This window comes from Bradyrhizobium sp. 1(2017), assembly GCF_011602485.2.
Classification (GTDB): domain Bacteria; phylum Pseudomonadota; class Alphaproteobacteria; order Rhizobiales; family Xanthobacteraceae; genus Bradyrhizobium.
On record NZ_CP050022.2, the window covers coordinates 4,380,073 to 4,399,441 of the forward strand.

Consider the following 19,369-nt stretch of genomic DNA (forward strand, 5'->3'; position numbering starts at 1 on the left):
AGTTCGCCCCAAACTACCGCATCTCGTCCGGGGCATGGACGCCGAGGATGGCGAGGCCCGATGCCAGGACCGAGACGACGCCCTGGACCATCGCCAGCCGCGCCTTTGTAAGATCTGCATCATTATTGATAATGAAGCGTAAATAGGGCAAATCGCGCCCCTTCGTCCAAAGTGCATGAAATTCGCTGGCTAAATCATAGAGATAAAAGGCAATTCGGTGCGGCTCGTGCGCCGTGGCGGCGGCTTCCAGCATGCGCGGATAAATTGCGAGGCGCTTGAGAAGATCGAGTTCGACCGGATCCGACAACCGCTCCACGGCCGACTCGCGCAACCAGGCGATCCGCTCGCCCGCATCCTCAGGCAGTTCCGGGAACACCTCGGCCCGTGCATTGCGGAAGATCGAGTGACCGCGGGCATGGCCGTACTGGACGTAGAACACCGGGTTGTCGCGCGACTGCTCCATGACCTTGGCGAGGTCGAAATCGAGCACCGCGTCGTTCTTGCGGTACAGCATCATGAAGCGAACGGCGTCCTGGCCGACCTCATCCACCACCTCACGCAAGGTGACGAAGTCCCCGCTCCGCTTGGACATTTTCACCGGCTCGCCATTCCGCAGCAGCTTGACGAGTTGCACGATCTTGACGTCGAGCGCGCCCTTGCCTGACGTCGTCGCCTTCACCGCCGCCTGCATGCGCTTGATGTAGCCGCCATGATCGGCGCCCCAGACGTCGATCATCTCCGCAAAGCCACGGTCGAACTTGTTCTTGTGGTAGGCAATGTCGGAGGCGAAGTAGGTGTAGGAATTGTCCGACTTGATCAGCGGACGATCGACATCGTCGCCATAGGCGGTCGCCTTGAACAGCAACTGCTCGCGATCTTCCCAATCCTCGACCGGCGCGCCCTTCGGCGGTGGCAGACGCCCTTCGTAGATGTCGCCCTTGGCGCGCAGGAAGTCGATGGTCTCGGCAACTTTGTTGTTGCCGGTCTCGATCAGTGAGCGCTCGGAGAAGAACACGTCGTGGCGGATGTTGAGCGCGGCGAGATCGTCCTTGATCTCGTCCATCATCATCGCGATCGCCTTGGCGCGCACCGTCGGCAGCCATTCAGTCTCGCTCATCGCGAGGAGCTTGTCGCCGTGCTCTTTCGCCAGCGCAGCACCGACCGGCTTGAGGTAGTCGCCGGGATAGAGCCCTTCCGGGATCGCGCCGATGTCCTGTCCCAGCGCCTCGCGGTATCTGAGGAACGCGGAGCGGGCGAGCACGTCGACCTGGGCGCCGGCGTCATTGATGTAATATTCGCGCGTGACGTCGTGGCCGCCGAACTGAAGCAGGCTGGCCAGCGCGTCGCCGAACACGGCGCCGCGGCAATGGCCGACATGCATCGGCCCCGTGGGATTGGCCGAGACGTATTCGACATTGACCTTGGAGCCGCCGCGGACGCGGCCGTAATCGGCCCCCTCGCGCAGCACCGTGCGCAGCGCCTCGGCCCAGGCGGCCGGCTTCAGCGTCAAATTGATGAAGCCGGGGCCGGCGACGTCGACCTTGGCGATCAGCGCATCGGCGCGCATCCGCTCGGCGATCTGCTCGGCAAGATCCCGGGGCTTTGCCTTGGCTTCTTTCGCAAGCACCATCGCGGCGTTGGTCGCCATGTCGCCATGGGAAGCGTCACGCGGCGGCTCGACCACCACGCGCGAGAAATCGATGCCCTCAGGCCAGTTGGCTTCCACGGCCAGCGTACGGCAGGCGGCGTGCACACGCGCGAGCACGTCGGCGAACAAATGCAGGGATGAGGATGTGTCGGGCATGGCCGCCGCCTAACGCAAATCCGGGGTCGAGTCAAAGAGCCGCTGGTGCTCGGTCAGGGCGAAACGGTCGGTCATTCCGGCAATGAAATTGCCGATCCGGCGGGCCCGGTCGCCCTCATTGTCCGCCTCGGCACCCAGCAGCCATTCCGGCGGCAGTTCGGCCGGCACTTTCAAATATTTCGCGAACAGATCGAACAGGATCTGCTCCGCCTCCCCCATCACCCGCATCACCCGCTTGTGGCGGTACATGTGCTGGTACAGGAAGCGCTTGATGGCGGCCTCCTCCTCGGCGACCTCGGCGGGGAACGCGATCAGCGCCTTGCTTTGCTGCCGGACGTCCTGGGCCGATTGCGGCTTGAGCGCCGCAAGGTTCTTCTGCGCCTCGGTGAACACGGTGCCGATCAAGTGCGAGATCAGCTCGCGCACCAGCTCAGCCCCGCGCCTGAGGTCTTCGAGATCGGGGTAATGCGCTGAGGTCTCGGCGATGATCTCCGCGGTGAGCGGCATGACCTTGAGATCGTCGAGGTGGAACAGGCCGGCGCGCAGGCCGTCGTCGATGTCGTGGGCGTCATAAGCGATGTCGTCGGCGATCGCGGCGACCTGCGCCTCGAGCGAGGCGAAGCTCCACAATTCGAGATCGTAGGTCTTGATGTAGTCGGAGATCCCGACGGGAATGCCGTGCTCACGATAGCGCGCGGTCGGCGCGCCACTGCGATCGGTCAGCGGGCCGTTATGCTTGACGATGCCCTCCAGCGATTCCCAGGTCAGGTTCAGACCGTCGAACTCGGGATAGCGGTGCTCCAGCGCGGCGACGACCCGAAGGGTCTGGGCGTTGTGGTCGAAGCCGCCAAACTCCTTGAGGCAGGCGTCAAGCGCCCGCTCGCCGGCATGGCCGAACGGCGGATGGCCGAGATCATGGGCGAGTGCCAGCGTTTCGGTAAGGTCCTCGTCCAGGCCGAGCTGCCGCGCCAGCGCGCGGGCGATCTGCGCCACCTCCAGCGAATGGGTCAGCCGCGTCCGATAATGGTCGCCCTCATGGAACACGAACACCTGAGTCTTGTACTTCAGGCGGCGGAACGCGGTGGAATGGATCACCCGGTCGCAATCCCGCCGGAACGGGCTGCGGGTCCGGCTCGGGGGCTCGACGACCAGCCGGCCGCGGCTGCGATCGGGGTCGCAGGCATAGGGCGCACGGGGGGCAGCCATTCCGACGGACACGGCGAATTTAGTCCCTATCCATTTGATTCTGCGTATGGTGGCACTTAACTATGTCGGGCACGGGATACCAAATGAATTGGCCAAGTGAACCTGCCAAGTGAACCTGCCAAGTGAATTTGGTATGACCGCGGGACGATCGGAGACGAGCCATGACGACTGACGTGACCATCAGCGACCGCGCCGCACGCCGGATTGGGGAGATCCTCAAGGGCGAAGGCACAGGCGCGATGCTGCGCATCTCCGTCGAAGGCGGCGGCTGCTCAGGCTTCCAGTACAAGTTCGACATCGACCGCGCCCGGACCGACGACGATCTCGTGATCGAGCAGGACAATGCGGTCGTGCTGGTCGATTCCGCCTCGCAGCCGTTCCTTGCGGGATCGCAGGTCGATTTCGTCGACGACCTGATCGGCGCTTCGTTCCGCGTCAACAACCCCAACGCCACCGCCTCGTGCGGCTGCGGGACCAGTTTCTCGGTCTAAGCGCCGGTCGCCTGCTTTTCCTCGTCCGTCCACTCCACCTCGAGCGGCATCAGCACCGGCTGAAGCGGTGCGTCGTCCGACATGACGTAGCCGTCCAGCGCGCGCAGGAGTGCCGCGATCAGCGCGGGCTTGCGCAGCGGCTTGGCGAGGAAGTCCGACATGCCGGCTTCGCGACTGATCCTGATGTCCTCGGGGAAGGCGTTCGCGGTGAGCGCGACGATCGGCAAGCTTTCGTAGCTCGCGCCCTGCGCGCGGATCGCGCGGGTGGCGGCCAGTCCGTCCATGTCGGGCATGCGCACGTCCATCAGCACGACATCGTAATCGCCGTCCGAGGCTGCAGCGACCGCTTGCAGGCCGTCGGTGACGACGCGAAGCTCAATGTCGAAGGCACCCAGCATCTTGCTCACGACCATGCGGTTGACGGCGTCGTCCTCCGCGACCAGCACTCTCAAGGGCCGATCGAGGCCGGCGATACGGGTCTTCAGCTCCTCGGCTTCATCGTGGCCAGCATCGTGATCGGACGCCGCGGACGAGCTCCAGGGCAGCACCAGCGTGAAGCGGAAGGTTGACCCCTCGCCCGGCGTCGAGGTGACGCCGATGGTCCCGCCCATCTGCTCGATGATGCGCCTGCTGATCGCAAGGCCAAGGCCGGTGCCGCCGAAGCGGCGGCTGATCGAGGCGTCCGCCTGGGCGAAATCGCTGAAGAGCTGGCCGAGCTTTTCGGGGGCGATGCCGATACCGCTGTCGGTCACCGTCCATTCGACGGTCGCCAGCAGATCGCGGCGCGCCTGGCAGGTCACCGAGACCGTCACCTCGCCTTCGTCGGTGAACTTCACCGCATTGGACACGAGATTGAGCAGCACCTGGCGGATGCGCACGACGTCGCCGCGCAGCATCGGCGGCAGGTTCGGGTCGAGCTCGACCCTGACCGCCAGTCCCTTGCTCTTGGTGCTCGCCCGCCCCACGGCCGCGACGGCTTCGACCAGCGTCTGCGGCGCAAAGTCGATCGCCTCGAATTGGAAGCGGCCCGCCTCGAGCTTGGACAGATCGAGGATGTCGTTGAGGATGCGCTGGAGATTGTCGCCGGACTCGCGGATCGTGGTGACCGCCTCGCGCTGCTCCGGATCGAGCTTGGTCTCCAGCAGTATGCTGGCGAGCCCGAGCACGCCGTTCATCGGCGTGCGGATCTCATGGCTCATCACTGCGAGGAAGTCGGACTTGGCGCGGCTCTCGGCCTCGGCCTTTTCCGCGCGCCAGCGTTCGGTCACGTCGCGGCCGAAGCCGCGATAGCCGAGGAATTGACCGTCGCGATCATAGGCCGGCTTCGCCGTCAGCGACCACAACCGCGCCTCGCCGCCGGCGACGACCTTGATGTTCATCTCGTGCAACGGCTCGGCCTGCTCCATCAGGCCGACGATATTGTAAGCGGCCGTCTTGTCCTCGGGGCAGAGCATGTCGAGCACGTCGGCGAATTGCGATCCCTTCAGGAGCGGGAGCGGCAGCTGCGCCACAGCGGCGAAGCGTTCGGGCACGTCGACCAGATGCCCGTCGGCATCGGTCTGCCACAGCCAGTCGCTGGCGTTCTCCTGAAAGTCCTTCAGCAGCAGCGAGATGATCTCGGTCTGCCGCTCTAGCTCGAGCTGGGCCTTGAGATTGCCCAGGAAGAGATTGCCCTGGGAGACGATGTTGCGCGCCATGAAGAACGCGAACAGCAGCAGGAACACGGAGGTCACGAGATACGGTCCGGCGCCGCACAGGAGCAGCGCGCCGGCGCAGGCGATCGTCATCGTGGCGAGATAGACGAGGCCGGCCCGGGGAAAGGCCGATAGCGTGAACGCGCCGCCGGACATCATGCCGACCATCAGGCAGGCCAGGATGAGCTGGCTGGTCGGTTCGATGCGGCTAAACAGCGCCAGCGGCAGCGTGCCCCAGATCGCGGCGAAGAAGAACGCCTGTCGCAGCATCTGCCGCGCGGCGCGGCCTGAAGCCTCCTGCGGCGGATTCCGATGCGACCGCTGCCACGAGCGCACTGCGAGCGAGGCGGCGACGGCGAGCGTCATGCCCCAGATCGCGAGGAAGTCGTTCCAGCCCCTGCCCCAGAACAGGATCAGCACGACGGCGACGTTGAGCATGGTCACGGCCATCGTGACCGGGATCAGCTGCCTCACCGCGTCGATCTGCTTGGCGCGGATGCGCCGCAACTCGCGCTCGCTGAGATCGGCGGTCAGCCCGTCCTCGATCTCGAAGCCGCCGAGCCAGTACAGGAACGCGCCGACCAGACCGTCGCGCGGCTCAGTTCGCGTCATGGATTTGTCCGGCCATCCCATCCGTGGAACCTTTTCGCCCATCCATGGCCCGGCGCGCGCTTAAGGCGGGTTAATTTTGTGGGAGATTTTGCGGCGTCCTTGACGGGCGCGTTGGCAGTTTGTTCTAACCAAGACCCCTGCCCGGAGCCCGCCGACATGCCCATCAGAGTAGCCACCTGGAACGTGAACTCGGTTCGGCAGCGGATCGACCTGCTCCTGACCTGGCTCAGGGAATGCCAGCCGGACATCGTCTGCCTGCAGGAGATCAAATGCGTCGACGAGGCCTTTCCGCGGCTGGAGATCGAGGCACTCGGCTACAATGTGGTGACGCACGGGCAGAAGACCTTCAACGGCGTCGCCCTGCTCTCTAAGCTCCGGTTCGACGAGACCAAGTCGGGCCTCGCCGGCGACGACGAGGACGCCCATGCCCGCTTCCTCGAAGGCGTGGTGACCCTCAAGCGAGGCGTCTTGCGGATCGCCTGCCTCTATCTGCCCAACGGCAATCCGGTCGGGACGGAGAAATATCCCTACAAGCTCAAATGGATGTCGCGCCTTCTTGAGTACTCGAAGGAACGCCTTAAGACCGAGGAGCCGCTGATCCTCGCCGGCGACTTCAACGTCATCCCGCATGCCCGCGACGTCCACAACCCCGCCGCCTGGACCGAGGACGCCCTGTTCAAGACCGAGACGCGCGAGAGCTTTCAGTCCCTGCTCGGGCTCGGCCTAACGGACGCCTTGCGCGCCGTCACCGACGAGCCAGGGCTCTACACCTTCTGGGATTACCAGGCCGGCGCCTGGCAGAAAAACCACGGCCTGCGGATCGACCATTTGTTGCTGTCGCCGCAGGCCAGCGACAAGCTCGCCAATGTCGGCATCGACAGCTATGTGCGGGCTTGGGAGAAGCCGTCGGACCACGTGCCGGTGTGGGCGGATCTGGATCTCGAGGCGGCTTGAGGCCGCCTCTGCTGATCACTCCCGACGGCCCTGCACCCACTGCTCCAGCATTTGCAGGGCCATGGCGCGGTCGTCGTCGGAGGCCTTGGCGAAGGCCCGGTTGTAGCTTTCCTTGATCCAGCTTTCTTCGGCTCCGGCGCTGTCACGCGCCAGGGTCAGCCACATCAGGCCGCGCGCGGCCTGTCGCGGCAGCCGATCGCCGTTGAACAGCATCTGGCCGAGCAGCGCCTGGGCCTGATGCTGGCCCTTCTGGGCCGCGAGGCCGAGCCAGCGCGCGCCGTAGCGGAAATCCTCGCGCGAGGCATCCGGCGTCTTCAGGTACAGGCGGGCCAGATCGTACTGCGCGTCCGCGTTGCCGAAATAGGACGCCGCATAGGAGAACATCTCCCGCGCCCGGTCCGGATCCGACTTGACCTTGGAGTTCGGGATGCCGCTGAGATAGTAGCGGCCGAGCGCGACGAAGGCGTTGGCCACGATCTGCGCCTGCGGCGCCGACGGGCTATCCTCGGCATGCGCGTTGGCGATGCGGCTGAAATATTCGAAGGCGCGCAGATCGTCCTGGGCGACGCCGTCGCCATTGGCGTACATGCGGCCGAGCTTCCACTGCGCGATGGGGTGACCGCCCTCGGCGGCATATTGCAGCGCACTGAGCGAGGTTTCCTGGGTGGCGACCGCCGGCGGAACTTTGGTGCGGACCGCAGCCGCAGCGCCCGGCAGGTTGGTCACGACGGGGATGGTCGCGTCCTTGTTGACCGGCGCGCCGTCAAACGCGAGCGCCGGCGCGGCCAGCGCAGCAGCCCCCAACACAAACGCAACTATGGCACGCCTAGATGTCCGCATAGCACTGTTTCTCGTGCGCGCCGCCCGGATGGGTTACTGCCCCACCGACCGCTGGTCCAACCTGCTGAGCATATTTCCAAAGCGCACCCGACGTATGGTTAGTCGCGCGAGCGCTCCATTTGGTCTTGCGTTGGGCGAGCTCCTGGTCGCTCAATTTTACGTTAAGAGTACCGGCGACGGCGTCGATCTCGATGATGTCGCCATCCTCGAGCAGCCCGATCGGGCCGCCGATCGCGGCCTCGGGGCCGACATGGCCGATGCAGAAGCCCCGGGTGGCGCCCGAGAAGCGGCCGTCGGTGATGAGCGCGATCTTGCCGCCCATGCCCTGGCCGGTCAGCGCTGCGGTGGTCTGGAGCATTTCCCGCATTCCCGGGCCGCCCTTGGGCCCCTCGTAGCGGATCACGATGACTTCGCCTTCGCGGTAGGTCCGGTTCTGGACGGCCTCGAATGCATCCTCCTCACGGTCGAAGCACCTGGCCGGACCGGTAAACCTGAGGTTGGACATTCCCGCGACTTTCACGATCGCACCTTCTGGCGCCAAATTGCCCTTCAGACCCACCACACCGCCGGTGACGGTGATCGGCTTGTCTGCCGGGTGCACCACGTCTTGGTGCGGATTCCACTTAACGCTTTTGAGGTTTTCGGCGATCGTTCGACCGGTGACCGTAATGCAGTCGCCGTGGAGAAATCCGTTGTCGAGCAGCGTCTTCATCAGAAGCGGTATGCCACCTACTTCAAACATGTCTTTGGCGACATAACGGCCGCCCGGCTTCAAATCCGCGACATATGGTGTCTTTTTGAAGATTTCGGCGACGTCGAACAGATCGAACTTGATGCCGGCCTCATGCGCGATCGCCGGCAGGTGCAGTGCAGCATTGGTCGAGCCGCCGGATGCCGCAACGACGGCGGCCGCATTCTCCAGCGCCTTGCGGGTGACGATGTCGCGCGGCCGGAGGTTTTGAGCGATCAGGTCCATGACCTTCTCGCCCGCAGTCATGCAAAACGCGTCGCGGATTTCGTACGGTGCCGGGGCACCCGCCGAGTACGGCAGCGCAAGGCCAATCGCCTCCGAGACCGTCGCCATGGTGTTGGCGGTGAACTGGGCGCCGCAGGCGCCCGCCGACGGGCACGCCACGCGCTCGATCTCGTCGAGATCCTCGTCGGACATGGCGCCGACCGAATGCTTGCCGACGGCCTCGAACATGTCCTGGACGGTGACCTGCTGCCCACGGAAATTGCCGGGCAGGATCGAACCGCCATAGATGAAGATCGAGGGCACGTTGAGGCGGACCATCGCCATCATCATGCCCGGCAGCGACTTGTCGCAGCCGGCAAGTCCGACGAGGGCATCATAGGCGTGGCCACGCACGGTCAGCTCAACCGAGTCGGCGATGCATTCGCGCGACGGCAGCGAGGAGCGCATGCCGTCGTGGCCCATCGCGATGCCGTCGGTCACGGTGATGGTACAGAATTCACGCGGCGTGCCGCCGGCCGACGCGACGCCCTTCTTCACGGCTTGCGCCTGGCGCATCAGGGCGATGTTGCAGGGTGCAGCTTCATTCCAGCACGAGGCGACGCCGACGAAGGGCTGGTGGATCTGGTCGGTGGTCAGCCCCATCGCGTAGAAATAGGACCGATGGGGCGCGCGCGCGGGGCCTTCCGTCACGTGGCGGCTCGGCAGCCTCTGCTTGATGTTGGTCTTCGCGTCCATCGCAAACCAGTTTCCCAGCTCAACCCTTTCAGACCCGAAAAATCAGAGCCAAGATTTGAATCGACCTTGGGATTTCCCGTCGCCTCGAGGACTTGCCGTTGCCCTAGAACCTTAGAGCGATTTTATTCATGGTCGGGTGTGGCTAAAAAGCGGCGGCGATACGAACAGCCGGTGATGAGGGTTAAATCCGAACCGGGTGTTGCAGAGACAACACGATCGTTACCGGGAAGACACGGATTAGCCTACTTGGATACCTTGAGATTCGCCACTTGAGGTTTTGATGTCGACAAATTGCGCCCGACATTTGTCTCAGTGAGGCGCCGGCCCCACTGAGTCGCCCGGCACCTACAGGTAGCGGGCGTGATCAGATCGTCACCGCTCGACAGAGCAAGGCGGATCATCGTCGTTCGCTCCCGCGTCCCCGACAAGCTGGCGCAGGCGGAGTTGAGGGCGATCGGTATCTGCAGAGAGATGGGCCCCGGCTCTGCAGCGCACCGTCGAAGGGACGCAGCGCTGCGTCCGGGGCGCGAGAGCGGAGTGTGGAGCAAGCTCTCTCCGCGTCGTCATTGCGAGCGCAGCGAAGCAATCCAGAGTCTTCCGGGGAGGGATTCTGGATTGCTTCGTCGCAACGGCTCCTCGCAATGACAGAGTATGAGGCGATCGTTGGCTCTCCAAACTCCACTGTCATTCCCCGCCTTGTGCGCAATTGCGCACTGGAGCGGGGAATCCAGTACGCCGCGGCCTCTTGGTTCGATCACAAGCGCTTCTGGAATACTGGATCGTCCGATCAAGCCGGACGATGACAGCCGCGTGGCTGGGCCCAGACACGGCTTCGCGTCCTCGCGGCGCTTTTCGCCCGAGCTTTGCTTCGTCACTTCGCCCTGAAACCAAGAGGGCGCAGGGAAGGCCGGGTGCCGGCGGCACCCGCGGTCCACTGCGCGAAAGGCACACGCAGGAAGAACCGCACAGCAGCATACAGGTGAAGCCCAACACACGGCCTTCCCTGCGCGATGGTCGGACGGCTTATGCCGTGCTCTCCCGGGAGCCGAGTTCCTTCTGGCCTCCCTCACCCCGGCGAAAGTCGCCGGCACCGCGCCGGTTGACGCCAGTGCCGCATCCGCCGGGGCTTGACCGTAGCAACGACGGCCAGGACCACACGTCTATATTTTGGCATTCGGTGAAACACGCCGAAACTAACAAAAGACTTTAAAACAAGCGCTTTTCGGCTACCCTGATGCGGGCTGTTTCAGCGGGCTTCACCAAATTAAGGGCCCGGCCCTAAGCCTTTCAGCGTCCGCACGACAAACTGAAAGCCCCAAAGCCGAGCCCTTTGGTCTCAAGCCTTAGGAGCCGAAACCACATGGATACTACCATTGCAGCCGTCCCCGATGGCAAGCGTGGCCGCAACAGCAGCATCATCCTGACCGACCGGATATGCGAGAAGCGGGTCGCCAAGCGGGTCAAGTTTTACGACCGCAAATGCCAGGGCCTTTATGTCAGCATTATCCCGGCCGGCACCGCGACCTTCAATTTCAAGTTCACCGATAGCACCACCGGCAAGCAGCGCTCGACCGTGCTCGGTGTCTACAATCCGGAGACCTTCACCGTCGAGGACGCCCGTAGCCGGGTCTACGGATTGAAGGCCCTCGATCCGATCACGCTGGCCGAACAGTTGCGCCAGACCAAGACCGTCAAGGCCGCGCGCGGCAAGACCGTGGACGATATAATCGCCGAGCGCATCGAGTGGATGAAGACCAAGGTCATCAAAGCGGACGGTGAAAAACGCCCCCGGCTGGAAAGCTGGGAGAACACCGCGAGCCATCTGCGCCGCTTCCTTAGTCCCCGGCTGGGCAAGAAGCTCGCCACCGAGATCACCAAGCAGGACATCGCGACGCTCTCCAATGACATCGTCGCGGGCAAGTTCGGCAAGCCGTCCGTCAGCAACGCGCGCCACATGCGCAAAGCCGCATCGGGCCTGTTCAACTGGGCGGCGGAAGCGGGGCGCGACTACGTCACCGCCAGCCCCTGCGTCAACCTGCCGAAGCTGGACGCTGAACATCCCCGCACGCGGGTGTTGTCCGAAGACGAGATCGGGATTTTTTGGCATGGCCTCGACCGCAACGACCTGCCGTGGGATCGCCGGACCAGGCTGGCGCTGAAGTTCGAGCTGGTCACCATGCTGCGCTCACGTGAATTGCTTGGCGCCCACCGGGATGAACTGTTCGACCTGGATGGCGATAATCCCCGCTTTGACGTACCGCTCAAACGCGTCAAGAAGCGCCGGGTGATCCAGCAGCCGTTGTCCGATCTGGCTGTCGAGATCATCAAGGAGGCGCTGGCCTCGGATGATCAGCAGTTTGTTTTCGAGAGCCCCATGTACAAGTGCCAGCCGATCCATCGGAAAGCGATGGCCGCCGCGCTGCGAGGTACCAAGCACGAGACAAACAAAGACAAGACCAAGACACCGGGGCTCTGTGAGCTATTGGGGCTTAGGCCGTTCACGCCACACGACCTCCGCCGGACGGCAGCGACCCTGGCCGGCGACCTCGGCTTCGACGACGCGTGGATTGCGAAGTGCCTCGACCACGTCGCCAGCAAAAAATCGGAACAGATCGTGCCGACCGTTACCGGCAAGGTCTACAACCACTCCAAGCGGATGAAGGAGAAACGCGCAGTGCTGGACGGCGTCGCGGCCGAGCTGAGGCGAATCGTCGGCGTGCCCCTCGCTAAGGCCTTGGAGCAGGAGGAGCGACGGGTCGCCGCCTGATTGCGTCATCCGACCAACTGTCAGCCCGGCCACAGCTCGCGCTGGCCGCCTCTCCCCTGCGCATGAAGTGTTTCTGCATAAAAAATCTATATAAATCAAATAGTTAAGTTTTGAGTGTCGTTATTTGTGTCGCGATCCGTTGAGCGACTGATCGCTGTGCAAAAGTCCGCGCCAGCCGGAACCCCGCCTTGGCCCAGGGGGTAGGCCCTAGTTTCACCGTATGCGCTGGCGCGGCCCGCCCGGTGTCCTGTAGCCCTGTGCTGGCGGCGCGTTGTGGGGCCTTCCTACGGCCTCGACGCTGACGCCTGCCGCGTGTCCCCGACGTGATGGCGCGGTCGCGGTGATGGGCGCGCTGCTCTCGATGTCGCTGCTCGATGTGATGGGCGCGCTGTCGACCCCAGTCGATATGCGCGCGGCTTGTCCGCGTGTCCGTTGCCCGTCGTGGTGACGGTGAGGTGCTTGACGCCAGCGAGGTGCTATAGTCGCAATCCGCAGCCTGCGAACCATCTTGGAGGCCCTACTAGGCCGAGCCGGAACAATCCACTTAGGAGCGTACCGATGCATGACGTAAGGGAAAAGCAACGCGAAGCCCGCCGGAAGATCATTCGCCAATGGGCGAAGCTTCCGAAGGATAAACGGCAGTCTATGGAGGGGATTTCTGAATTCGCCAGGACCGCCGCTCAGCAGAACGAGAAAGCATTCGTCCGCAGTCGTCGCGATCCGCATGAGAAGATCATGGGATGGCTATTGCCGCGTGCTCATCTCTGAACGACTGAGCCCTCTGCACATACCGTCTCCTGCACCGCGATCTGATCGCCCGGTGCGATGGGACGCGCTCGATGACGTGGTGGACGTGATACGACGGCTCGACGCTGGCGTGGCCCGTCGTTTGCGCGCTGCCTGCCGCCGCCGCGTGGTGATTGCGCGATGCCGTGATGCCGCGCCTGTCCGCGCCGTGATGGCGCTGTTGTCGTCGTCGGTCGCGATGACGAGATTTGCGCGCGAAGGGTGGATTAGGCCGTCGCCGAGTTAGATTTTGACCACGAAGGATTTCGATCTATCGCACCTTTCGCAATCAAAGGTCCTTAGATCGTAGCCTTCCGCACCGGGCGTGATGCAAGTCAGCCTCATGGGCTCGCTGCAACGCGGACAGGGTATAATTCCGGTCTCAGCGCGACTGAAGAGTACGTCGGAATGCGTCGTGGGCATAATGCTCTCCCCCTAGTTGGGCGGGAGCGTTACCGATCTCTCAGTCACCGATGGATGCCGATGGCGGGGCGGTGATGGCTTCAGCATGCGCTTCGAGTTCCGCCGCCGCTGGTCAATATTGCTCAGATCGCCGAATTGTTAACAACCAAATCAGGCGATGCGCGCGAGCGCTGGCGATGGTGACCCGGTGGCGTGATGCCGTGCGCCGGAAACCAGCGGGAGGGATTGGTGAGGGTCGTGCGCTTGATGCTGACGCACGGTCGCGTCGCGGTGACGATGCGTGGCGACAAGACAAGAAGCGACGCAGTGTCCCCTCAGAACGGGATCGATGGTGCGCGGACCCGGTTAATGAAAAGTTAACGGAATAGGTAAACTTGGCAGTTGTCGTGATCGTGATGACGTGCGGCGCGTGACGCTGTCCGGGCGCGTGAAGTTGTAGCAGTCCCTCCGCAATCGGTCGGCAGGGTCCTTTGGAGAGCGCCCCAAAGCGCGGGGACCGCCGAACCGCCCGGTATGAAGATATTTGCAATTCATCATACGGCGTTAAATTTAGTGCGATCCGGTACACAACGGCGCTAACTCAAACTGCAATGTTGATGCCCGTTTAGCCGCCAACCGAGGTACTCCGAACTAGTTCGGAGCGATCAAACGAGCTGCGGTAATTTCGCTGACCGTTGGCCGCTGTTCTGCGTTGCCGGCGGTTGGAATGGCGGCCCCACCAGCACCCCAGCCCCCGCTGTTGGGGCCTTGGTGCCCGTCACCGGATGGGCAACGTGGATACTTTCACCATCATCTTCGCGGCGCTGGCGGTCTTTATATGCCTGCGCCTGTACAGCGTTCTCGGACAGCGCACCGTGAGCGAAGACAGCGCCTTCCTCAATCGCGTCTCCGTGATCGCAGTCCTTTTGGCCGTGGTGCTTTACGTCGCCAGTGAAATCCCAGGACGGCATTGGGCGAACGCCAATGCCGTAGCCCCCATGACAACCATCAGCGGCTCCGCCCGCGTGGTCGATGGGGATACCGTCGTCGTCGCGGGCACGACAGTACGCCTAAAAGGCGTCGATGCCGCCGAACTGGGGACGGAGCGCGGCGAGAACGCTCGGCGGGTGATGGTCGCGCTCGTCACCGGGACGCTGACTTGCCGCTTGACCGGAGAAAAGACCTATAGCCGCGAGGTCGGCTATTGCACCACAGCCAACGGCACCGACATCAATCGAGCGATTATCGCCCAAGGTGCCGCTCTGGCGTGTCCGCGCTACGACACCCGTTACGTGTCTTTCGAGCAGGAGGCCGCGTTGGCGGCGCAACCACGGTCGTCCTATTGCGTGAAGCGCTAGGCGATGGAAATCCCGACCGCTGCCAGCGGCCTTACTTGTCGTTCTGCTTGATCGCCCACAGCCGGTAGGCGGCACGTCATCCACCGCAAGTTCTAGCGGCTTGCCTGTCCCGCGCGACCGGGCGCATCCTCTCTCGCATGGGCAGCAATCGTTCGAGTAGCGGAGCAGAACAGATGAGTGACCTTGTCGTAATTGCATTTCCAACCGAGGCGAAGGCGGAGGAAGTTCGTCAAAAATTGCTGGCCATGCAGAAGGAGTATTTGATCGAGCTCGGCGATGCCGTGATCGCGGTGAAAGACAGCAACGGAAACATCAAACTAAATCAACTGATCAATACCACGGCTGCGGGCGCGGCTACTGGCGCCTTTTGGGGCACGCTGATTGGCCTGATCTTTTTGATGCCGCTTGCTGGTGCTGCCCTTGGCGTCGCGTCCGGCACACTCAGCGGATATTTAACGGATGTCGGCATCAACGACAAATGGATGAAAGAGACCGCTGCCGCCGTTCAACCCGGAACCGCAGCGCTCTTCGTACTGGTGCGCAAAGTCACGGCAGACAAGGTTCTTGAGAGGCTCAAAGGCGAAGGCGGCACGGTGCTAAAGACTTCTCTCGACCACACTAAGGAAGCCGCCTTGCAAGCGGCTCTGGCGGAGGTCAAAGCGGCGGTACCGGCGGCTTCGCCTCCTGATTTGCCGGGCGTTTGAAAGGATTGCGAGCGCCTGCCGACGACCGCTCTTGGCATTACCGCAGCCCTCTCTGGCCCAATTTCGGTTTGGGCCCAAGCAGCCTCGGTGGTGACGCCGCGCCGGGTGCGGTCATCGGTGCGGTTCCGGGTCCTTTGGGGGCCATGGGCAAGTGCCGGGGTTGCTGTGCTCCAACATGACCCAAGCGAACCGTATCCCAAGGAGGTCCCGCGCCGCTTCCGTTGTGCCCGGCACGCTATCCACCGCAATCCGTAGCGGCTTGCCTGGCGGGCGCGGGGCCCGGCGATCCTCTCGCATGGGGACCAAATCACGTGAGACGATCTACGGCGCATCGGTCCGCGCGGCGGCAGAGCGCGCGACGGAGGCACGCAAGCAAGCCGACCGGCTCGCCTGCGAGGCATCGAATAAGCGCATGCTCGGCTTTCAGGGTCCGGCGCAGCCATCACCCGCGCTCGGTGACGCGCTCAATGCGGGCTATCGATATCTCGAAGTCAAATGCCTTGGCTGCAACACGCATCAGACCGTCGCGCTGGACATCGTGCGGCGACCGAAGGCGACCCCGGTCCATGAGCTGGAGCGCTACATGCGGTGCAAGGACTGCTCGCAGGTCCGAGGCTATGCGTACAAGCGCAGTCATCTGGTCGCGCTGCGACCGACGAAGATTTCGGCGAGTGATCCGCCGTCAACGTGGTGGCCGGGCGAACGGTGATCGACCTTAAATCACAAATGTATTGCGATGGCCTTTGGCAACGGTGGGGATGGATTGAAATGACTGATCGAAGCGAGCGACGCGAGGAAATAAAGCTTGTCTTGGAATACCTGAAACTTGTCATTTCCGTCGGCGGCATCGTCACTCTGTACTTTGCACTTCGTCAGTGGGAGGCGGCAACAAATGCGGCGAACATAGCAGTATATCAACGAATGACGGGAGAGTGAAGAGAGCACCTCAAGACATTCGTCGATCACCCATCGCTTCGTCCATACTTTGAGGAGAAGAAAGAATTAGACCGAGCCCCAGATGATAATGAGCGCGAGAGCGTTCTCGCTATTGCTGACGTACGTTTAGATACAGCGGATGGGTTGCTTACCTATGCAGCGTATCAAGGTCTAGGCGACATAACTGGATGGGAGAACACCATATCCAATGCCTTCCGGACAAGCTCAGTGCTGTGCGCGCGTTTTCAGGAAGTCCAGACCAGTTATGCAAACGCGAACATTTTACCTATCGCTCGTTCGGCATGCAAAGAAAGATAATGTGCAATCTTTATTCGATCACAACAAACCAAGCCGCGATCATCGCGCTGTTCCGCGTGGTCAACCGCTATGTCGGCAACCTCGCACCGATGCCGGGCGTGTTTCCGGATTATCCGGCTCCGGTGGTGCGCAACACTGACAGCGGGCGCGAGCTGAGCATGATGCGATGGGGCATGCCGCCGCCACCGCGCACAGGCGGGCCTCCTGTCACAAATATCCGCAACACGTCGTCACCGCACTGGCGCGGCTGGCTGAAGCCGGAGAGCCGATGCTTGGTCCCGGCCAACAGCTTCGCCGAGTACGCGCCGGAGCCGAACCCGGATACGAAGAAGAAGGACGTGGTGTGGTTCGCGCTCAACGAGGACCGCCCCCTGTTCACTTTCGCTGGCATCTGGACGACGATCAACGGTGATCGCGGCACGAAGTCGAAGCCGATACCTGGTCCGCATCAGGTCTATGGTTTTCTCACGACATCGCCGAACGCGGTGGTCGAGCCAATCCATCCAAAGGCCATGCCGGTGATCCTGACGACCGACCAAGAGCGGGACGTGTGGATGCGCGCGCCGTGGGATGAGGCGAAGGCGTTGCAGCGGCCACTGCCGGACGACGCGCTCACGATAGTCATGCGCGGGGCCGACAAAGAGGATCGAGCGGCGGCAGCATAAACACGACGATCACAGGAGATTAGTAGGACAGGTCTGAGGGCTATTTTGCAAACGGTTGGAACACATTCAACAGAAGGATCTCAATCAAGCTCGCCACGGTGTTGGTCGAGACCTTCAAAGTGTTCGGGTGTCCGCAGCCATTTCTCAGCTTCAGGCACTTGTGCAACTCTTCCTTTACGTTTTTGCCGATAGCTGAAATGGCAGCCATCCTATCGAGAAAATCACCTTCGGGCATACGACCAAGATCATCGCTTGTCTTTGCGGGTTTCCATTTGGCATCTACACGTGCAGCCTCTGTGTTGAACGCGCTGAGATGATGCTGCACAATCACCCGTCTCAGGACGTGCACAGCCGCCAGCCACGCCATGACGACAGCGGATCGATATAATTCCAGTTCATAGCACTCGACGGCTTCCTGAACGAAAGCCCGAGTATCATCGTCTTTAACCTTCGCGAGCATATTTCGGAGGTCACTGGCAACCTTCACCGCCGCAGGGCTGATTTTTGCGACACCCAAATTTCGGAGGTGCTGTTTACCCGCATCCGTAAGCTCCCAACCTTTCGGAGTTGAGATTGCAAGACCATTCGTGCCACCTGCAATCTGAGAGACGTTCCACTTTCGAATCTCTCGCAATCCGGCATCTTCAGCGCGAGCCTTAATCTCGGCCACCTGCCATGGGCTTTCATCCGAAGCCATGACAAGTAACACCTTGTCAGCCCTCGAAAGGTCGCGATGCAACCAGTTCTTCAGCTCCGCAGGCTTAAGCACTTAGCTTAGGCTCTATGTCGGCAATAGCCTTAACAGACAAAGCATATGTGTCAGTGCCCACGTCCCGCAGGATATCATCAGTAACTAGTCGCTTGAGACTTGCCGTCAGGTTACCCAAGTATGATTCCTTGAAGTAAGATGGGGCATCGCGCATTGCGGTCGTGAGGTCTTTGCGGGTGAATTTCTGCATCCCTTTGACGAAATGGAGGTGGGCAGCAGCGGCTACAGCCAAGGTCGGCCCGCTGTCTGCTTTGAGCAAGGTCGCCATTGTACTTGTCGAATGATCGAGGCCGTTGCCGGAAAGTTTTGCGGGCGGTTGTCCGCTGGCGGATTTATCGGGGATGGCGGCAATCGCTGGAAATTTTCCTTGGATTTCCAGCAGTTCTTTAACAGTTCGAACTAAGTCATCTTTCAAAAAATTAGCTTCGCCCTGATACTCGATTTCGAGGTTTCCGAGCTTGACCCGGATTGTCGCCTGCGTTGGGTCCACCTGTGTCGCCCCTTGTTTATGATCCCCATGTCGGGGATGGCCCTCAGGGTTGGCGATGGTAGCGGCGATTCGCGTGCCAACAATCAAAAAGCGAGCGACCCGTTCGTTTTCAACCAGAATTATGTCCCCGGCACCTAAGAGAAAATCCTCGATCCCCGGCTTCATCGAACCGTGCCAGCCGTCGAAGGTGGCCCGGCCTCCGTCCGGCCCGCTCTGGGTCCACGAAATCAAGCATGATGGCTACCGGATGATGGTGCGCCGAGATGGTCAGCGCATTCGCTGCTTCACGCGCGGCGGTCATGACTGGGCCGACCGCTTCCCGGCCATCGTTGACGCTGCACGCCGCCTCAAGACCGCATCGTGCCTGATCGACGGCGAGGCGGTGATTATTAATGACGACGGGGAGCCGGTCTTCCATACTCTGCGCAGCAAGCGCCGTGGCAGCGATGCGGTGCTGTTCGCCTTTGACCTGTTGGAGCTTCACGGCGACGACCTGCACGATCTGCCGCTGATCGAGCGCAGCCGGCGACTGATCGGCAAGCCCAGTCGCGCGCCATCCGCTTCAACGAACACCTGACCGGCGGCGGCCCGACGATCTTCAAGCACGTCTGCCAGATGGGGGCTGGAAGGGATCGTGTCGAAGCGGACGGATGCGCCGTATCGGGAGCGGACTATCGAAGACGTGGCTCAAGTCGAAGAACCCGGCGAGCGAGGCGGTGCGCCGGGAGCGCGTGGAGGAGTGGCGTTAGTCTCGGCGCACCCCGGCCTTCATGGTTCTGCCCAAATGGAAAACCCGACGAAGGCGAGTACAGCCACGCTGAGAACGATAATCGCAATCGCCCCCACTTCGATAATGGAAAGC

Annotated in this window: 17 protein-coding genes; 10 read left to right on the forward strand and 7 right to left on the reverse strand. The window is 62.3% G+C overall.

What is annotated here, in order from left to right:
* Positions 1-13 precede the first annotated feature (13 nt).
* Complete coding sequence (argS, locus tag HAP40_RS20770; RefSeq protein ID WP_166816073.1) at positions 14-1,804, reverse strand: arginine--tRNA ligase; 1,791 nt, start codon at positions 1,802-1,804, stop codon at positions 14-16.
* Positions 1,805-1,813: 9 nt separating this feature from the next.
* Positions 1,814-3,022 carry a deoxyguanosinetriphosphate triphosphohydrolase gene (locus HAP40_RS20775; RefSeq protein ID WP_208024753.1) on the reverse strand — a complete coding sequence of 403 codons (1,209 nt, stop codon included), beginning with the start codon at positions 3,020-3,022 and terminating at the stop codon, positions 1,814-1,816.
* A gap of 149 nt (positions 3,023-3,171) precedes the next feature.
* Here HAP40_RS20775 and erpA point away from each other — a divergent pair, with 149 nt between their 5' ends.
* Entirely contained in the window at positions 3,172-3,501 is a 330-nt protein-coding gene (gene erpA / locus HAP40_RS20780; RefSeq protein WP_061847977.1) for an iron-sulfur cluster insertion protein ErpA, read from the forward strand.
* On the opposite strand, the gene HAP40_RS20785 is transcribed toward erpA, so the two are convergent.
* Positions 3,498-5,828 (reverse strand): hybrid sensor histidine kinase/response regulator, encoded by a 2,331-nt coding sequence (locus HAP40_RS20785; protein ID WP_166816071.1) that lies wholly within the window; start codon positions 5,826-5,828, stop codon positions 3,498-3,500. The genes erpA and HAP40_RS20785 overlap by 4 nt on opposite strands.
* 135 nt (positions 5,829-5,963) lie before the next feature.
* Between HAP40_RS20785 and xth the strand changes: the two genes are divergently transcribed.
* A complete protein-coding gene (gene xth / locus HAP40_RS20790) occupies positions 5,964-6,761 on the forward strand; it encodes an exodeoxyribonuclease III (RefSeq protein ID WP_166816070.1) in 798 nt (265 codons plus the stop codon).
* Positions 6,762-6,776: 15 nt separating this feature from the next.
* Here xth and HAP40_RS20795 read toward each other — a convergent pair whose 3' ends face one another.
* Entirely contained in the window at positions 6,777-7,601 is an 825-nt protein-coding gene (locus tag HAP40_RS20795) for a tetratricopeptide repeat protein (RefSeq protein ID WP_166816069.1), read from the reverse strand.
* On the reverse strand, positions 7,588-9,312 hold the full coding sequence (gene ilvD / locus HAP40_RS20800) for a dihydroxy-acid dehydratase (protein WP_166816068.1): 1,725 nt from the start codon (positions 9,310-9,312) through the stop codon (positions 7,588-7,590). The genes HAP40_RS20795 and ilvD overlap by 14 nt, the downstream gene beginning before the upstream one ends.
* Positions 9,313-10,672: 1,360 nt before the next feature.
* On the opposite strand from ilvD, the gene HAP40_RS20805 reads away from it, so the two are divergent.
* From HAP40_RS20805 to HAP40_RS20835, 7 genes are all read left to right on the forward strand, one after another.
* Positions 10,673-12,079: a tyrosine-type recombinase/integrase gene (locus tag HAP40_RS20805; RefSeq protein WP_166816067.1), complete on the forward strand. Its 1,407-nt coding sequence runs from the start codon at positions 10,673-10,675 to the stop codon at positions 12,077-12,079.
* Between the two features lie 558 nt (positions 12,080-12,637).
* Positions 12,638-12,847, forward strand: a complete 210-nt coding sequence (locus tag HAP40_RS20810; RefSeq protein WP_011087399.1) for a hypothetical protein — start codon at positions 12,638-12,640, stop codon at positions 12,845-12,847.
* Between the two features lie 1,214 nt (positions 12,848-14,061).
* Complete coding sequence (locus tag HAP40_RS20815; RefSeq protein ID WP_208024752.1) at positions 14,062-14,625, forward strand: thermonuclease family protein; 564 nt, start codon at positions 14,062-14,064, stop codon at positions 14,623-14,625.
* 173 nt (positions 14,626-14,798) lie between these two features.
* Positions 14,799-15,329: a DUF1269 domain-containing protein gene (locus HAP40_RS20820; protein WP_166816065.1), complete on the forward strand. Its 531-nt coding sequence runs from the start codon at positions 14,799-14,801 to the stop codon at positions 15,327-15,329.
* A 295-nt stretch (positions 15,330-15,624) separates the two neighbouring features.
* Positions 15,625-16,038 carry a hypothetical protein gene (locus HAP40_RS20825; RefSeq protein ID WP_166816063.1) on the forward strand — a complete coding sequence of 138 codons (414 nt, stop codon included), beginning with the start codon at positions 15,625-15,627 and terminating at the stop codon, positions 16,036-16,038.
* A gap of 59 nt (positions 16,039-16,097) precedes the next feature.
* On the forward strand, positions 16,098-16,265 hold the full coding sequence (locus tag HAP40_RS20830) for a hypothetical protein (RefSeq protein ID WP_166816061.1): 168 nt from the start codon (positions 16,098-16,100) through the stop codon (positions 16,263-16,265).
* 317 nt (positions 16,266-16,582) lie between these two features.
* Complete coding sequence (locus HAP40_RS20835; protein WP_166819427.1) at positions 16,583-17,248, forward strand: SOS response-associated peptidase; 666 nt, start codon at positions 16,583-16,585, stop codon at positions 17,246-17,248.
* A 40-nt stretch (positions 17,249-17,288) separates the two neighbouring features.
* Here the strand turns inward: HAP40_RS20835 and HAP40_RS20840 are convergent, their stop codons facing one another.
* Together HAP40_RS20840 and HAP40_RS20845 are read right to left on the reverse strand one after the other, a co-directional pair.
* A complete protein-coding gene (locus HAP40_RS20840) occupies positions 17,289-18,017 on the reverse strand; it encodes a hypothetical protein (RefSeq protein WP_166816059.1) in 729 nt (242 codons plus the stop codon).
* A complete protein-coding gene (locus HAP40_RS20845; protein ID WP_166816057.1) occupies positions 18,010-18,672 on the reverse strand; it encodes a hypothetical protein in 663 nt (220 codons plus the stop codon). Before HAP40_RS20845 ends, HAP40_RS20840 begins: the two co-directional genes overlap by 8 nt.
* An 82-nt stretch (positions 18,673-18,754) precedes the next feature.
* Between HAP40_RS20845 and HAP40_RS20850 the strand changes: the two genes are divergently transcribed.
* Positions 18,755-19,084, forward strand: coding sequence for a hypothetical protein (locus HAP40_RS20850; protein ID WP_166816055.1), 330 nt, complete (start codon positions 18,755-18,757; stop codon positions 19,082-19,084).
* The last annotated feature ends 285 nt before the right edge of the window (positions 19,085-19,369 follow it).

Coding starts and splice junctions, on each gene's coding strand:
- HAP40_RS20830 (WP_166816061.1), top strand. CDS start 16,098: ATGACTGATCGAAGCGAGCGACGCGAGGAAATAAAGCTTGTCTTGGAA.
- HAP40_RS20820 (WP_166816065.1), top strand. CDS start 14,799: ATGAGTGACCTTGTCGTAATTGCATTTCCAACCGAGGCGAAGGCGGAG.
- HAP40_RS20835 (WP_166819427.1), top strand. CDS start 16,583: ATGTGCAATCTTTATTCGATCACAACAAACCAAGCCGCGATCATCGCG.
- HAP40_RS20850 (WP_166816055.1), top strand. CDS start 18,755: ATGATGGTGCGCCGAGATGGTCAGCGCATTCGCTGCTTCACGCGCGGC.
- ilvD (WP_166816068.1), bottom strand. CDS start 9,312: ATGGACGCGAAGACCAACATCAAGCAGAGGCTGCCGAGCCGCCACGTG.
- erpA (WP_061847977.1), top strand. CDS start 3,172: ATGACGACTGACGTGACCATCAGCGACCGCGCCGCACGCCGGATTGGG.
- HAP40_RS20805 (WP_166816067.1), top strand. CDS start 10,673: ATGGATACTACCATTGCAGCCGTCCCCGATGGCAAGCGTGGCCGCAAC.
- HAP40_RS20845 (WP_166816057.1), bottom strand. CDS start 18,672: ATGAAGCCGGGGATCGAGGATTTTCTCTTAGGTGCCGGGGACATAATT.
- HAP40_RS20825 (WP_166816063.1), top strand. CDS start 15,625: ATGGGGACCAAATCACGTGAGACGATCTACGGCGCATCGGTCCGCGCG.
- HAP40_RS20785 (WP_166816071.1), bottom strand. CDS start 5,828: ATGGGATGGCCGGACAAATCCATGACGCGAACTGAGCCGCGCGACGGT.
- HAP40_RS20810 (WP_011087399.1), top strand. CDS start 12,638: ATGCATGACGTAAGGGAAAAGCAACGCGAAGCCCGCCGGAAGATCATT.
- HAP40_RS20795 (WP_166816069.1), bottom strand. CDS start 7,601: ATGCGGACATCTAGGCGTGCCATAGTTGCGTTTGTGTTGGGGGCTGCT.
- argS (WP_166816073.1), bottom strand. CDS start 1,804: ATGCCCGACACATCCTCATCCCTGCATTTGTTCGCCGACGTGCTCGCG.
- xth (WP_166816070.1), top strand. CDS start 5,964: ATGCCCATCAGAGTAGCCACCTGGAACGTGAACTCGGTTCGGCAGCGG.